This window comes from Bradyrhizobium diazoefficiens (assembly GCF_016616885.1).
Taxonomy (GTDB): domain Bacteria; phylum Pseudomonadota; class Alphaproteobacteria; order Rhizobiales; family Xanthobacteraceae; genus Bradyrhizobium; species Bradyrhizobium diazoefficiens_F.
In genome coordinates, this window is sequence record NZ_CP067102.1 from 2925828 (window position 1) to 2939547 (window position 13720).

General features: G+C 60.5%; 15 protein-coding genes. 9 read left to right on the forward strand and 6 right to left on the reverse strand.

What is annotated here, in order from left to right; genetic code table 11:
• The first annotated feature begins 87 nt into the window (after nucleotides 1-87).
• Nucleotides 88-384, forward strand: a complete 297-nt coding sequence (locus tag JJC00_RS13320) for a hypothetical protein (RefSeq protein WP_200474107.1) — start codon at nucleotides 88-90, stop codon at nucleotides 382-384.
• A gap of 3 nt (nucleotides 385-387) precedes the next feature.
• On the opposite strand, the gene JJC00_RS13325 is transcribed toward JJC00_RS13320, so the two are convergent.
• The 3 genes from JJC00_RS13325 to JJC00_RS13335 all read right to left on the reverse strand — a co-directional run bounded on the left by JJC00_RS13325 (nucleotide 388) and on the right by JJC00_RS13335 (nucleotide 3478).
• Nucleotides 388-1602 (reverse strand): mandelate racemase/muconate lactonizing enzyme family protein, encoded by a 1215-nt coding sequence (locus tag JJC00_RS13325; protein ID WP_200472987.1) that lies wholly within the window; start codon nucleotides 1600-1602, stop codon nucleotides 388-390.
• A gap of 234 nt (nucleotides 1603-1836) precedes the next feature.
• Nucleotides 1837-3084: an NRAMP family divalent metal transporter gene (locus JJC00_RS13330; RefSeq protein WP_200472988.1), complete on the reverse strand. Its 1248-nt coding sequence runs from the start codon at nucleotides 3082-3084 to the stop codon at nucleotides 1837-1839.
• A gap of 208 nt (nucleotides 3085-3292) precedes the next feature.
• The gene (locus JJC00_RS13335) at nucleotides 3293-3478 is read right to left on the reverse strand and encodes a hypothetical protein (protein WP_148753489.1); all 186 of its coding nucleotides are present in this window, start codon (nucleotides 3476-3478) and stop codon (nucleotides 3293-3295) included.
• 307 nt (nucleotides 3479-3785) lie between these two features.
• On the opposite strand from JJC00_RS13335, the gene JJC00_RS13340 reads away from it, so the two are divergent.
• Nucleotides 3786-4034 (forward strand): hypothetical protein, encoded by a 249-nt coding sequence (locus JJC00_RS13340; RefSeq protein ID WP_200472989.1) that lies wholly within the window; start codon nucleotides 3786-3788, stop codon nucleotides 4032-4034.
• A gap of 307 nt (nucleotides 4035-4341) precedes the next feature.
• On the opposite strand, the gene JJC00_RS13345 is transcribed toward JJC00_RS13340, so the two are convergent.
• Nucleotides 4342-5877, reverse strand: coding sequence for an FAD-dependent monooxygenase (locus JJC00_RS13345; RefSeq protein WP_200472990.1), 1536 nt, complete (start codon nucleotides 5875-5877; stop codon nucleotides 4342-4344).
• A 195-nt stretch (nucleotides 5878-6072) separates the two neighbouring features.
• Nucleotides 6073-6258 carry a hypothetical protein gene (locus tag JJC00_RS13350; protein WP_200472991.1) on the reverse strand — a complete coding sequence of 62 codons (186 nt, stop codon included), beginning with the start codon at nucleotides 6256-6258 and terminating at the stop codon, nucleotides 6073-6075.
• Between the two features lie 310 nt (nucleotides 6259-6568).
• Between JJC00_RS13350 and JJC00_RS13355 the strand changes: the two genes are divergently transcribed.
• From JJC00_RS13355 to JJC00_RS13385, 7 genes are all read left to right on the forward strand, one after another.
• The gene (locus tag JJC00_RS13355; protein ID WP_200472992.1) at nucleotides 6569-7420 is read left to right on the forward strand and encodes a dienelactone hydrolase family protein; all 852 of its coding nucleotides are present in this window, start codon (nucleotides 6569-6571) and stop codon (nucleotides 7418-7420) included.
• 309 nt (nucleotides 7421-7729) lie between these two features.
• A complete protein-coding gene (locus JJC00_RS13360; RefSeq protein WP_200472993.1) occupies nucleotides 7730-7921 on the forward strand; it encodes a hypothetical protein in 192 nt (63 codons plus the stop codon).
• A gap of 326 nt (nucleotides 7922-8247) precedes the next feature.
• Complete coding sequence (locus JJC00_RS13365; protein ID WP_200472994.1) at nucleotides 8248-9045, forward strand: DUF4261 domain-containing protein; 798 nt, start codon at nucleotides 8248-8250, stop codon at nucleotides 9043-9045.
• 124 nt (nucleotides 9046-9169) lie between these two features.
• Nucleotides 9170-9676 (forward strand): imm11 family protein, encoded by a 507-nt coding sequence (locus tag JJC00_RS13370; protein ID WP_246774198.1) that lies wholly within the window; start codon nucleotides 9170-9172, stop codon nucleotides 9674-9676.
• 333 nt (nucleotides 9677-10009) lie between these two features.
• Entirely contained in the window at nucleotides 10010-11653 is a 1644-nt protein-coding gene (locus tag JJC00_RS13375; RefSeq protein ID WP_200472996.1) for a hypothetical protein, read from the forward strand.
• 337 nt (nucleotides 11654-11990) lie between these two features.
• Nucleotides 11991-12251, forward strand: coding sequence for a hypothetical protein (locus JJC00_RS13380; protein ID WP_200472997.1), 261 nt, complete (start codon nucleotides 11991-11993; stop codon nucleotides 12249-12251).
• Nucleotides 12248-12580 (forward strand): hypothetical protein, encoded by a 333-nt coding sequence (locus JJC00_RS13385; protein ID WP_200472998.1) that lies wholly within the window; start codon nucleotides 12248-12250, stop codon nucleotides 12578-12580. The genes JJC00_RS13380 and JJC00_RS13385 overlap by 4 nt, the downstream gene beginning before the upstream one ends.
• A gap of 145 nt (nucleotides 12581-12725) precedes the next feature.
• Here JJC00_RS13385 and JJC00_RS13390 read toward each other — a convergent pair whose 3' ends face one another.
• Nucleotides 12726-13535, reverse strand: coding sequence for a hypothetical protein (locus tag JJC00_RS13390; protein WP_200472999.1), 810 nt, complete (start codon nucleotides 13533-13535; stop codon nucleotides 12726-12728).
• Between the last annotated feature and the right edge of the window lie 185 nt (nucleotides 13536-13720).

The following is a 13720-nucleotide window of genomic DNA, read 5'->3' on the forward strand; positions in this document are numbered from 1 at the left end:
CAAGTTCCAGGCATTGGCTCGGAACTTGCTTAAGTCAGGTGCGGAACTCGTGGGCCATATTTGAATTAACCTGCGAGAGGAAAAATGATGGGTCTTTCGATGCCAACTGACCGCTTCGCAAACTCCATGTCCTCAGCGCTTCGCCATCCCGGCGTGATCGCGATGATTGTGGCGGGCGTGACAATTGCTGCGATGTTGATCGTTGATCACGGGCCGTGGAACCGCGCTAAGACCCAGCCGGCTCATGTCGCGATGTATGCGACCACGGGCGAAGCCGCTCATGCGGCAGGCGCCAAGGTGCTTCCGACCGAGCCCAAATCGCCGGTCGAACCGGAGCGGCCGGGTCCCAAGACGTCCCCGACCGTCAATCCGGTGACGCCGTAAGCGTCAGCTCTTGCGGCCGTAGCTGAGGAGCCCGCCGGTGGTCTTCGGCGGATGGGTGCGAAGGGCCTCCTCGTTCGGCTCGGTGCCCCAGCCCGGTCGGTCCGGAATGATCAGATGGCCGTTCTGGATCTCCGGCTCATGCGTGAACAGCTCGCGGTCCCAGGCAAGGCGGTCGACGTCGATCTCCATGATGCGCAAGTTCGGCACTGCCGCACAGAAATGCGCGTTCATCATCGAGCAGAGATGGCCGTAGAAATTATGCGGCGCGACGTTGACCTCGAATGCTTCCGCGGCTGAGGCGATCTTCATTGATTGCCAAACACCGTTCCAGGGTGTGTCGACGATCGCGACGTCCATCGCTTGCTCGTGGAAATAGGGCAGGAATTCGCGCAGGCCCAACAGCGTCTCGCAAGACGAGATCGGATGCGGGCTCTGTCTGCGGATATGGCCGAGCGCTTGCGGATTGAAGCTGTCGATCTCGATCCAGAACATGTCGAGGTCGGCGATCGTGCGCAGGATCTTCAAATAGCCTTCGGTCTTGGCGTTGAAGTTGCAGTCGAGCAGGATGTCGACGTCGGGACCCGCGCCGTCGCGGATCGCTTCGAGATGCATGCGGAGGTCGTGCAGGATTTTGCGATCGACGTTGATCTCGGGCGCAAAGGGCGAGCCGAAGCCGGGCCGCCAGCCGGTCGGTTTGCCGTCGTCATAGGAAAAGATGTTGGTCTTGAGCGCGGTGAACTTCTTCTCGCGCACCTCGCGCCCCATCGCCTTAACGCCGTCGAGGTTTTCGATCGGCGGCCCGTACCAGGACGGATGGTTGATCCGCCAAGTCGCGCAATGCGACCAGTAGACCCTGATACGGTCGCGGATCTTGCCGCCGAGAAGCTCGTAGCAGGGGATGCCCAGGCATTTCGCTTTGGCATCGAGCAATGCATTCTCGATCGCGCCGAGCGCTTGCGCCACCACGCCGCCGGCCGCAGGGCGGGTGGCGGCGAACAGTTCGGCGAAGATGCGCTCGTGCTGGAAGACGTTTTGGCCTATCACGCGCGCGGAGAGGCGCTGGATCGCGGCTCCGACGCCCGGCGAGCCGAAGCCCTCATCAAACTCGCTCCAGCCGACGATGCCGTCTTCGGTCGTCACTTTGACGAAGTGATAGTTTCTCCAGCCGGCGTCGCAAGCGAGGATCTCGAGATTTGTTGCTTTTGATGATTTTGTCATAATCGCTCCCTGTCGCCCGGCCGGGCGTTGTTTTTCTTTTGGTCCGGTCATAAGCCCGGCCCAAGCCCCAATTGTTAAGCTAACCACCGACTGCCGTGAAGCCTCGCGAGGGCGCTTTGTCTTTGGGGAGACAACAATGCTTTCAGTCGACCAGTTCTTGCGGTTCATCAGCGTGCCGGCCGTGTTCGCGGCCTTCGTCATCGCCTCGCAGATCTCGGCAGCGCTGTCGCCGCACTAACCCATCGCGGACGAGCCGAGCAGAGCGAGGACGGCAAGCGCCATCAGCGCGGTGCCGAGCCAGCCCAGCGTGACGATCCACGACCGGGCCTTGAAGCGCCCCATGATCGTCCCGTTCGAGACGATCAACATCATCATCGCCATGATCGGAACGGCGACGATGCCGTTGAGCACGGCGCTCCACACCAGCATGTGGATCGCACTGATGCCGGTGAAACCAAGCACGAAGCCGATCACGGTCGCGGCTGCGATAATGGTGTAGAAGCCGACCGCCTTCTCCGGCTTTGCCTCCAGCGTGGCACGCCAGCCGAAAATCTCCGCAACGCCATAAGCCGCCGAGCCTGCCAGCACCGGGATCGCCAAGAGGCCCGTGCCGATGATGCCGAGCGCGAACAGTGCGAAGGTGAAGTCGCCGGCGAGCGGCCGCAGCGCTTCGGCCGCCTGCGTCGCCGAACTGATGTTGGTGACGCCGTTGGCGTTCAGCACCGAGGCCGTGGTCAGGATGATGAAGAAGGCGACGCCGTTCGACAGCAGCATGCCGACGGTGGTGTCGGCCTTGATGCGCGCGATTTCGGGATCGCCGCCGTTCGGCAGATCGCGCAGCGGCTTGTCGCGCTTGCCCTGGTTCATCTCCTCGACCTCTTGCGACGCCTGCCAGAAGAAGAGATAGGGGCTGATGGTGGTGCCGAGGACCGCGACGACCATCATGAAATAATCTGCGTTGACGGTCGCTTTCGGCCACACCGTGGCAAGCAGCGCCGTGCTCCACGGGATGTTCACCGTGAAGGCGGTGGCGACATAGGCGAACAGCGTCAACGTCAGGAATTTCAGCACCGGCGCATAGCGTCGATAGGGCGCGAACACCTCGAGCAGGGTCGATCCGGCCGCGAAGATCAGCGCGTGCTCATGATTGAGCCCACCGATGACCAGCGAGAGCGCCTCCGCCATCGCCGCGATGTCGGCGGCGATGTTGAAGGTGTTGGCGGCGACCAGCAGCGCCACGAGCCCCAGCACCAGCCAGCGTGGTGCGAGCTCCATCACATTGGCCGCCAGCCCCTTGCCGGTGACTCGGCCGATCTGGGCGCTGACGAGCTGGATGGCGATCATGAACGGCGTGGTCAGGAACACCGTCCAGAGCAGCCCGTAGCCGAATTGCGCGCCAGCCTGCGAATAGGTGGCGATGCCCGACGGATCGTCGTCGGCCGCGCCGGTGACGAGGCCAGGACCGAGCCGCCGCAGCCACATCGGAGCGGACTTCGCCGGCGCGTCCGAGCGACCGTGCTTGGTGGGCCGGTGTTGCGATCGGTTCGACAGGGTTGACCTTCCGGAAATGACGAATTCAAGGCTCAAGCGCCATCATAGCCGGAAAGTTCCTCGGCCGGCCAGCGACATGCCGTGCCCGCGGTCTTCTCCGGCGCGCGGGGTGGGGACGCTCGCCGTTATCGGCGGCGGGCTACTTGATGCTGACGAACATGCCCCAGGCGGCGGCGAGCGCCGCGCCGGTGAAGACGACCACCGGATTCTCGCAGAACGTGCTGCCATAGCTGCACACGTTCGAGCCGAACTGGCCGAGCTCGTGATGGCTCGCGGAATAGAACAGTCCTGACAGTCCCAGCAATGCGGCGGCGACGTAGTACATCGCGCATGTCTCCTCAAGACGCGTATGTGCCAGCATGGCGCGAACAAATTTCATTTCGCCAAATCCGCTACGTTGCTTTTGATTAAAGTGCGATCCGTCGGGATGAAACAGTTTTGAAACAGTCCTGAAACCAGATCGTCCTGAACGTCTTTGCTGTTGGGCCCGACCAACGGAGCGAAAAGGAGATCACCATGATCCAGATCGGTTCGAAGGAAGAAGTTGCGTTGCTGCTGGCGCTGTTCGGGACCCATACCCAGCCCGTCAGGAGACCCAAGCGGAAATCGCAGCAAGGCTGAGATACCAACCCATGCCGGGTCTGGCCGATTGCCTGAGCTTTCTGCGTTTGCTGATCGCAAGGGGAGATCCGAAAGGCATTCCGCTGGCGATGAGCGCCATCGACGATTATCTCGCGATGGCGCCGGTCAGCGCGCGCAGCCGCGGCCTGCGCGTGCTTCAGCAGGATGCGCTGGAGCTGCATGTCAGCTCAGTGGGCGTGCAGCGCTCATTTGCGGAGACGGTTGATGCCTATATCGAGCGGAAGCTGGCGGAGGAGTGAGGCACCCAGGCCCCGCGCGGCGGAATTGTCGCACGCTGCGTAACGGCCGATAGCTCGGTTAGGAACTTCCGGTTTCCAAGCTGATTTGGTTAGGTGGTCGGTCCGCCCGCCGATGGACCGGCCTGGAATGGCGGCTCCGGCGCCCGAGCCCCCGTCCGCGCCGGGGCCGTCCTCTTGATTTGACACGTCGGGCAAAACACCGGCACCAAAACACCGGCACAATGGCACCATCGAAACAGCTCGGCCCGCGCGGGACGCATCCGTCGCGGGCTTTTTGTTTCCGCAACGCCTCCGACGTTCCTGCGCTTCAATTGGCCAGACCGAACCAGGTCGTCAGCGCCTCCGCAAGTCCGGCTTGAAGTCCGGCTTGGCTCGCATGCCCCACCCACGCCACATGCCCGTCGGGCCGCACCAGCACCGCCGCAGGTTTGGTGACCACTCCGATCGCCGGAAGCTCCCACGCGTCGTCAGTGTCGGCATCGATGCGTGTGACGCGATCGGCCCAGGGCGAGATGTCAGGACCATCAGGGCCGCCGAAATTGAACAGCACGCCGCGTGCATGATGCAGCAGCGTGAACAGCTGCAGAGGGCGGCCCTCGACGGTCAGCGCCAGATCGGGCATGCGGCGGCCGAGCAACGGATGCCCCTCGCCGAGATCGTAGCTGATGTCGAGCCCGCTCATCATCGCGCCATAGCGCTTGCGCGGCTCGTCCATGGCGAGCAGCTCGGACATCACCTCGCGGGCGGCCTTGCGGCCGTCGTCATCGCGGCGAAGCAGGGCGATCTGCGCCCTGGTGTTGCGCAGGACGCGCGCGGCAACGCCATGGCGCTCGGCATGGTAGGTGTCGAGCAGGCCGTCGGGCGAAGTGCCCTTGACCACCTGCGCCAGTTTCCAGCCGAGATTGACGGCATCCTGCAGGCCGATGTTGAGGCCCTGTCCGCCGACGGAGTGGTGGATATGCGCGGCGTCGCCGGCGAGCAGCACCCGCCCCCTGCGATACGAGACGGCCTGTCGCGCCGCATCGGTGAAACGGGAGATCCAGGACGGGCTGTGGACGCCAAAATCGGTGCCGTACACGGCGATCAGCGCATCGCTGAGATCGCGCAAGCCGGGATCGCCGGTGCGCGCGAGCGTCGCTTCCGTCATGACGGCCAGCACGCGCCCGTCCTCCGTCTTGCTGAGGCCGTGAAAGCCGAGTGCATCGTGACGCAGCCCCCATGCCGGCGCCTCGCGCATCGCGACTTCGGCCATGAGGTTGCTGAGCGTCGGATCGGAGCCAGCAAAATCGATGCCGGCCGTCTTGCGAACCAGGCTGCGGCCGCCGTCGCAGCCGACCAGGTAATCCGCGCGCAAGGTCTCGCCGCTGGAGAGCATCATGTCGACGCCGGTTTCATCCTGCACGAAACCCGTCACCTCGCGGTTGCGATAGACCGGGACGGCCAGCTCCTCGACCCGATCGGCCAAAATGCGCTCGATATGGTTCTGCCGCAGCGCCAGTCCGTAAGCGTGCCGGGTGGGGAGATCGCTGATGTCGAGCCGCGTCCAGGCGAAGCCGGCAAGCTGGGTGAGTTTGCCTTCGCGCAGGAAGCGATCCGCAACGCCGCGCTGATCGAGGATCTCGATGCTGCGCGCGTGCAGGCCGCCGGCCCGCGTGCCGGTGAGGTCCTGGCTGGCGCGGCGCTCGACGATGGCGACGTCAGCCTTGGCGAGCGCCAGCTCCGCCGCCAGCATCAATCCGGTCGGCCCGCCGCCGGCGATCACGACGGCATGGTGGGCCGCCTTGCCGGTGCGGGTGTGCGAGGCGAGGGCGCGCGGGCGTGACATCGGAAGCAGGACAGGCATGTGGTGACCCCTCGGCTGGTTGTGAGGCGGGGGTGTACACCGGGGCCGGGAGCTTGAAGCAAGGCCCTTGCACACCACATATTGAGCTGGGAGGAGAGGCGTTCTCCGTTCGGGTCGGCGCCCTCGGGCCGCCAGGCAACACCGGCAGCAAAACGCCGGCAGGATGGCCTCAACGGGAGGCGCACAGCCGGGGGCCTAATCGTCTTTCGACAAATCGCCGGGTTTAGTGGGAAGGTCGATGGTTCCGCCATCGCCGTGCACGAGGTCGCGGCTGTTGTCCTCGGTCTCGCCGGCGTCTTCGATCACCGCCTCCTGCCTGTCGCGGTCCTTGTCCTTGCGCGGCTTGGGTCCCGGCAGATTGCGTGAAGTCTTGGGTGTCATGGTTTGGTGTCCTGTTGAGGTCTCTTGGCGGATTCTCCTGCTCGACCAACGCGCAGGCTTGCCCAATCGTTCGTTTGACACGTCGGGCAAAACACTGGCAGAATGCCATCATCGGAAAATTGGAAATGTCGGGTCGAGCCCGCGCGGAGGCAATCCGTCGCGGGCTTTTCTGTGAGCCGGCACTCGCTTGATGTCGCTTGGTCCACAATAGCGGATGTCCTGTGACCCGGAGCGAAATCGCCACCACATCCAAAGTTTCCTGCCAATCCGAATCAGGCAAGATGAACGGACATTTTCGCTGGGGGTAGGAATGACCATGCAGATCAGAACGAAGCTTGTGATGGCTTTGGCGTGCTTCCTTGGCACAGTTATTGGAATAAATCAGCCCGCGGTCGCCAAGGATAACGTCCGGTACCCAAACGTGGTGTTGCCAGGCACCACTATCCAGCAGGTGACCGTTCGCGCCGAAATATATCGGCCTCGGGAAAACGGCCCTTCCCCGGCGGTTATCGTCTTGCATGGTTGCGGTGGGCATGATGATCATCACGAGCTTTGGGCCGAACGGCTAGTGTCGTGGGGCTACGTGGCTGTCGTCATTGATAGCTTTGGCTCGCGTGGTTTTGGCAACATCTGCAAGGAAACCACCGCTATCACTCCCGAGATGCGAGTTTCCGACATCTATGGAACAGCTGAGTATCTAAGAAATGTTCCATATGTCGCGAAAGATCGGATTGGCCTTCTCGGCTTTTCACACGGCGCCTGGACAATCATGAAAGCAGTACAGGTGAAGTACCAACTCAAGCTTTTCGGCGTGCGAGCCGCAGTAGCTTACTATCCGTATTGCAACCCAAAGCTTGACACCAAAGTTGATATGCCGCTGCTCGTGCTCATAGGAGAAGAGGATAACTGGACTCCAGCTTCGCTGTGCCACGAGTTGCAGGCCGATGGAGACCTGAAGAAGGCCGCTCCGGTAGAGATGGTCTTCTACCCCGGAGCGTACCATGGGTTTGACCGAACACAGAGTGTCACCGAGGTTAATGGTTGGAGCGTCGGTGGAGGAGTGAAGAAGCACAAGATGGGCGGAAATCCGAAAGCAGCGGAGGATTCGTTCAAGCGGACAAAGGAATACTTTGCACAGATGCTCGATCAATCTGCTCAATAGATTGAGATCGGCAATGTACGCGCGTAACTGGAGATCTTCCGGTTGGCCCAGACGAACAGGTGCGACCGGGCAGTGACCGCTTTCAGACCGATATCCGGTCCTGATGCTGACTCCGGATATTTGGCGAATTCATTCGTTTGACACGTCGGGCAAAACACTGGCAGAATGCCATCATCGGAAAAGTCGAAAAATCAGGTCGCGCCCGCGCGGAGGTAATCCGCCGCGGGCTTTTGATGTTGGAATGGCCTCCGGCCTCGCGGCTGAGGAACCGTCCACCGCCCTCGGATTTCATACCGTCAGGAGGATATCATGCTGACGGATGCCCAGATCGCCATCCTCTGCGACATCGGCCAGTCCATCGCCTTCAGCGATGACAGGCACGGCGAGCTGTTCGAGCTGATCGCGGATGGCTACGTCGAGAGGGATGGCGACATCTACAAGCTGACCGCGAAGGGGCAAGCGGTCGTGATGGATCGCGGGGCGGGGTTGGACGAGGCGTGATTTCGGTTTTTGCGCATAAGATCGCAAAAGAGGTTTGACACGTCGGGCAAAACACTGGCAGAGTGGTATTATCGGAAAATCAAAAATCAGGCTGAGCCCGCCGGGAGTGATCAGTCGCAAGCTTTCATTTGTGAAGACGCAGTCCGCGATTAAGACCACGAGGCCAATCTTCGACAGAAGGCGGCGATGTCCTTGAAGTCGACCTCCGATGTCGCGCGTGGCACGACGCGGGCGCGTGTGTCCCGTTGCGCCTCTCAACAAAAAGAAGTTGACACCGTTCGTGGTTTGTTCTATTTCAGCACCGAAATTCAACCTGTGGGCGAGCGATGAGTAGATCGTTTCTTACCTTTGTCTTGCTGGAAAGACCCGCAACTCCGAACATGGTCGCGCTTGCCGCGGCGCTTCGCAGTCGGCACCCTGAGTTGGCGGCGAATCTGGATGACGGTGACGCGCCCGGCATCCGCCAGAATTCTGCAGGGGCGTCCGTTATCCGCTTTGGCGACCAACTCATTGCGGTGATGTCGATGCCGACGCCGATTCCGCAGGACTCCGGCCTCTGGTCGCGTGCCGCTTCCGTGTGGCCGGAGGCGAAAGCAGTCGCTGCGCGGCACCGTGGCCATTTGATCGTCTCGGTACTTGGCCAAAAACAGCAATCGTTGCCCACCGCTCGTCTGTTGACAGCGGTTCTCGGCGCGTTGATTGCAACCATGCCGCAATGCTGTGCTGTAGTCTGGGATGGGAAGATCGCACGACCTGCCGATCTCTGGCTGCATCTGTCGACGCAATCCTATGCGCCGTTCCCTGACTATCCTTTCCCGCTCTGGATCGATGTTCTACCGTTCCGCTCTGAACCGGGCATCGGTGCAGTGACGATGGGATTATCCGCTTTTGTCGACCGTGAGATTGAGTTCGAGACCTCCAGTCTGACGCTTGGGGCGCTGATCAAAAAGGTGCTGGGCTTAGCCGTCTATCTAATCGAGTATGGACGCGTGCTCAGAGACGGCGATACGTTTGGAGGCGATGCGCAGGAGCGCATCGCTGTTCGCTATAAGAATTCTGATAAGTTTAACGGCATACCTGTGTTTCTCTGTACTGACAGTCCCGTCACCCTCGGACACAGCTGACTGGCAGAGAGAGCGAAAGTTCATGGCTACACCCTCTACTGAGAAGCGCTTGCGGAAGCCAAAGGCGAGAAAATTCTACCGCGTAGGGCTCGATTTTAGATTTCACACTCCGCCAGGGCTGCGGATGGAAAATATCGGAAGCCGCACTCTGATGTCGCCGCCGGGCGAGCGAAGCTTTCCGACGCTCTCCGAGCCGCCGCGACTGCTGATCGATCGGTCTCTCGGCCGTGCCCCCAACGATTGGGAGCTTTTTCACGACTTCTGGCTCGTCTCCGATCGGATGAAGGGCCTTCTCAAGGCCGTAGATCGAGAAGGCGTCGCATTTCTTAAATGTGAATCACGGTCTCTGGGTCGGAAGCCCGCGCCGGATTACTGGCTTTGCGATGTCATTCGGGTCCTCGATGCCATCGACGAGGAAAAGTCGCGGGGCGAAATCTTGGACGATGGGACCGAGTCCAGACGATATAGCCCTATGGGAGGGCCCAGTCTTGTCTTCAAGGAAGAGATTGTTGGTCTGGCCCATATCTTCAGGCCGCGATTCTGGGGAGACATCATCTGTGATGACGCTATGAAGGACGCCTGTAAGGCCGCAGGCATGAGGGGAATACGCTTCCGAGATGCCGCTGGTTAATGGTCGCACTTTGCAATCTCTTACGTTGAGAGACGCAAGGCCAGCCGTGGTCATTTGCTGACCTGCGCGATAGCTCTCTCTCAAGAGAAGCCTTTTTACGAAATCGGCATAACGAGGCGCGTGCCGCAACCCCAGTTGCGGCGGCACAGAATGTCGTTGTCTTGACATCGGCTTAAGCGGCGACGTCGGCTGGCGTAGCTGCATCGACGTGCCGCGCGCAGATCTAGAGCCAGCTCACATCGCTGGCCGTCCCACCAAACATTTCCAATCAAAATTGCCGGCTGAGCTCACGATCAGCTCGGATGCCGGCGTGCGCCAGAAAGTAACGGTCGCATGTTTCCGATCCATCATATTTTGCCCCAGCATCTTGCAAGTCACCCGGTCATTAATTTCCTGGCCAATCGGTTCGACATTGACGGGATCAGAAATCGTATGGCGCTGCCTGCCACGCAGGAGCTGTCCGAACTTCTCAAGTCGAGCCCGCACACGGGCGGACATCTTGGATCGTACTACGATGGGTTTTCCGATTATCTTGACAAGATCAGTTCTGACGAATTCAAGGCAGGCGTAGCCGGCCGCCAATGGCAGCTCGACGATGCCGTTTCCGATCTGAACAAGCTTCTTGCTGCTGCCAAGTACGCACAGGCGAATGGCCATCTGTTTGCCAACACTCCGACGGGCATGACGCGCGAGCAGGCGAATGAAGCGAACACGAAATGGTTTTCGAATTGGAGAAAGTATGCCGAAGACAATGAAGAACCGATCCGGCAGATGCAGGACACGGTCGACCAGTTGAACGCTTCTGGAAATTTGGACGGCGCTCTCCACTGGCCCATTCTTTCTCCCACCAGCGCGCTCAAGCTTGCAGATCGAATCGAGATAATGAAGCGGTTTCCTAAGGGCTCTCCGATCACCCAACATTTTACTGCCGTTGGACCGGTTCCTGCGCTTCCAGGTCTGGTGCCAAGCTTTGTTAACACCCGACTGCCTGGCTTCAATCCCATTCCGCCCGGCGATCTAAATCAGCCGGAAGGATTTGCACCAAGGGATCCCCTACGAACCTATGGACTGCGCGGACTTCCGGCGCTGAATCCGGATTGGCAACGGATCGGACAGCCGCCTCCAAGTACGGCCGCGCCATCGATGCCCCAGATTCTCCAATTCCATTCGGAAACTGGCCGGCAGATGTTCATGTCCGATGGTTCGCCCATGATGGGGCCGAACCCGTACGAGATGCCTCGTGACCCTGCAGATCCGTCCCCGCTTCTTGGGCTGGGAATATTCGCGGGGGCGATGGCCGCCCCCGCGCTGCTACCCACGTTGCCGGCGTGGGTATCGACATTGGGCGCTCTGGGCGGAGCAGGCATGGCGGCAGGATCAGCTGCTAAGGCAGAACCAAGGAACAATTCCAGCGGCGGAGTTTTTGCCGCAGGTGCGCCTCCGTACGATCCGTTCGGCCCAAGCGGCGTACCGAACGCCAACAGCAACGGTGGTCAGCCGTTCGGAACCCAATCCAGTGCACATCCGCTGACGGGCAACACTCTTGATCAGGAAACGGCGCGCTCCGGTACGTTCAATGATCGTTTTGGCAACTGGCCAGGAACTGCGGCTGTCGCCACACCGCCCCAGCTATTAAGCAAGCTGGATGCGCCGGCTACTCCCACTGCCGGAGTCGCTGCGCCCGAAGAGGTCAGGCGCCTCACCCGCGCGAACGCCTCGAACGCTGGCAGCGTGTTTGAGTCTGGTAGCGCTCCAGTGCCGTATCTGCCTTCTCCTGAATTCAACGATCGATTTGGTAATTGGCGAGTGAAAGAAAAGCGGCCACAGCAGGTGAGCAGTCCGGTCGGCACCTTCGCTGATGAGCCGGACTATGTTATTCCGCCGCCGATTTGGGGATTGGAAGCCTCAGCCAATCGGCGAAATGATGCAGAAGAATGGTTCTCTCGCTGGATACAGCCGCTGCTTCGCCAGGATTGAAAGCCTGCCGATTTCCTTCAACTCAGCCAACATCGTTTGACACGTCGGGCAAAACACTGGCAGAGTGGCATCATCGAGATGAGTTGGTCGAGCCCGCGCGGAATGATCCGCGGCGGGCTTTTTCATGCCGTCGCAGATCGCAACGTCGTCATCGCGACGACCGCGACCCAATTGCATTTGAAGTTTGACACGTCGGGCAAAACACCGGCACAATGGCATCATCGAAACGAGTTTGTCAGGCCCGCGCGGGAGCATCCGCTGCGGGCTTTTTCGTTTCGATTGCAGCAATCGGACGGCGCCCCGCGCATCGCGGCCTCGCCCTCGTTGAAACGCGTTCATGGAGCGCCGACAAGCGCGCCGCCGTCCGAACCATTTTATTGGCCGAGCACGCGCGAACGTGCCGGCCCGCCGCGCGAGCCCTGTGCTTGCGCCGCCGCGGTCCCCGAAAGACGGGGATAAGGTTCGCGCCGAAACGATCGCGCGTCGTCTCGCGATCTGCCGCATTGTTGTTTTGGTTGGAGAGAAGATGACCGTCTATCTGATATCGCTCGCGCTTGCGGGCCTGGTCGCGATTGTTGTGTGGGAGAGTTTTGCATGAGCGATGGTCTTGAAGACGAGCCTGGGGTCGGGGACGTCTACCGGCCTGTTGCCAGGAAGGCGTCGAAAGCACGAACGCTGACCGAGATCCGGTCGATTGCGCGCAGCCACACCAGGACGGCTATCCGTGTCCTCGTCGGTGTCATGCGCAGCGACGATGCGACGCCGGCGGTGCGTGTCTCGGCCGCCAACGCGATCCTCGATCGCGGCTGGGGCAAGGCGACGCAACCGCTCGAGAACGGCGAGGACGATGTGCTGGAATTAATCCACCGGATCGAACGCATCATCGTGCATCCGGGAAGTTCTGGCGATGGTGATGCCAGCGCGTGAGTCGTTAGAAATTTCGATTTGAAAATTCCATTCGATTGAACGTTTGACACGTCGGGCAAAACACCGGCAGAATGACATCATCGAGACATGTTGGTTCAGCCCGCGCCGGGCAGTCGGTCGCGGGTTTTTCGTACCCTCAGTTCTGCTATTTCTTGCTCTGCTTCCCGGTCTGGCGTTGTCCGGCATAGGCGCGCTGAACCTGGGCGCTGCAATAGGACAGCGTCCTGCCGTCGCCGGAGAAATGTCCATCATTGATGATCCAGAGGATGACGGTTTTGTCGTCGACCTTCTTGAACATCAGGTTCTCGCGGTCCGGCGTGGTGTCGACATTTTGTACGCTAACGGCGTTCCCGTCTGAAGCCGGCTGCAATACGCAATCGGCACCGACCCTGACGGTATCGGGGAGCTGAACCCGCGTGCGGTGGATATCGCACTTGTTCGAGGCAGTAACGATAGACTTCCTGGCGAACGCAACGACCGTGTCGCCGAATTTCGAGCAACGTTCCTCGAAATCGGCACCCGCCGCGGCGTAGACGCCATCTTGCGGATGAGCACTCTTGAGAGTGCGTTCCTCTTCGGCCTTCCGCTTGGCTTCCTCAGCCTTTTGATTGGCCTCAACCTTGGCTGTCAGCTTGGCTTCGGCAAGCGCGCGCTGCGTCCCTAGAGGGCAGTAGGCTTCACGCCAAGGAGAACTCTTGAGCTTCCCATTCAAGCTCTTCTGAACGGAGATTGTCGTTTCATCTAGCCGCTTGATGAACATGACCTCCTTGAAATGCCTGTTCTCCCAGTTGGGATCGCGAGGGTCGAGGTTTTGCGCCAAATTGTAGTCCCTGCAGATCATATCGATCTTCAGCGAACCCGGCGCGAGATCGACGATCTTCTTGACGTCGCAGCCCCATTCGGAGCCTGGAAATTTTTGCCCGGCTCGGCGTAGGCGCCGCCCTTGGGACGCCATTTGTCGAATGTCGGAGCGAGCGACTCCTGTGCGAAGGCAGGAAGTGCGAGAGCGATCAGCGCGGTCGCAGAGATAGCCTGACCGAGAATTCCGCGACAAATATCTCTGTTCACCTAAGTCTCCCCATTCCTCGACGAATGCGGCATGTGGCTTCGACGTAACTACCTGGCGCAAACTAGTTAATT

Coding starts and splice junctions, on each gene's coding strand:
- JJC00_RS13365 (WP_200472994.1), top strand. CDS start 8,248: ATGAGTAGATCGTTTCTTACCTTTGTCTTGCTGGAAAGACCCGCAACT.
- JJC00_RS13325 (WP_200472987.1), bottom strand. CDS start 1,602: ATGACAAAATCATCAAAAGCAACAAATCTCGAGATCCTCGCTTGCGAC.
- JJC00_RS13330 (WP_200472988.1), bottom strand. CDS start 3,084: ATGTGGCTGCGGCGGCTCGGTCCTGGCCTCGTCACCGGCGCGGCCGAC.
- JJC00_RS13380 (WP_200472997.1), top strand. CDS start 11,991: ATGGAGCGCCGACAAGCGCGCCGCCGTCCGAACCATTTTATTGGCCGA.
- JJC00_RS13385 (WP_200472998.1), top strand. CDS start 12,248: ATGAGCGATGGTCTTGAAGACGAGCCTGGGGTCGGGGACGTCTACCGG.
- JJC00_RS13350 (WP_200472991.1), bottom strand. CDS start 6,258: ATGACACCCAAGACTTCACGCAATCTGCCGGGACCCAAGCCGCGCAAG.
- JJC00_RS13370 (WP_246774198.1), top strand. CDS start 9,170: ATGGAAAATATCGGAAGCCGCACTCTGATGTCGCCGCCGGGCGAGCGA.
- JJC00_RS13320 (WP_200474107.1), top strand. CDS start 88: ATGGGTCTTTCGATGCCAACTGACCGCTTCGCAAACTCCATGTCCTCA.
- JJC00_RS13360 (WP_200472993.1), top strand. CDS start 7,730: ATGCTGACGGATGCCCAGATCGCCATCCTCTGCGACATCGGCCAGTCC.
- JJC00_RS13375 (WP_200472996.1), top strand. CDS start 10,010: ATGTTTCCGATCCATCATATTTTGCCCCAGCATCTTGCAAGTCACCCG.
- JJC00_RS13345 (WP_200472990.1), bottom strand. CDS start 5,877: ATGCCTGTCCTGCTTCCGATGTCACGCCCGCGCGCCCTCGCCTCGCAC.
- JJC00_RS13355 (WP_200472992.1), top strand. CDS start 6,569: ATGACCATGCAGATCAGAACGAAGCTTGTGATGGCTTTGGCGTGCTTC.
- JJC00_RS13390 (WP_200472999.1), bottom strand. CDS start 13,535: ATGGCGTCCCAAGGGCGGCGCCTACGCCGAGCCGGGCAAAAATTTCCA.
- JJC00_RS13335 (WP_148753489.1), bottom strand. CDS start 3,478: ATGTACTACGTCGCCGCCGCATTGCTGGGACTGTCAGGACTGTTCTAT.
- JJC00_RS13340 (WP_200472989.1), top strand. CDS start 3,786: ATGCCGGGTCTGGCCGATTGCCTGAGCTTTCTGCGTTTGCTGATCGCA.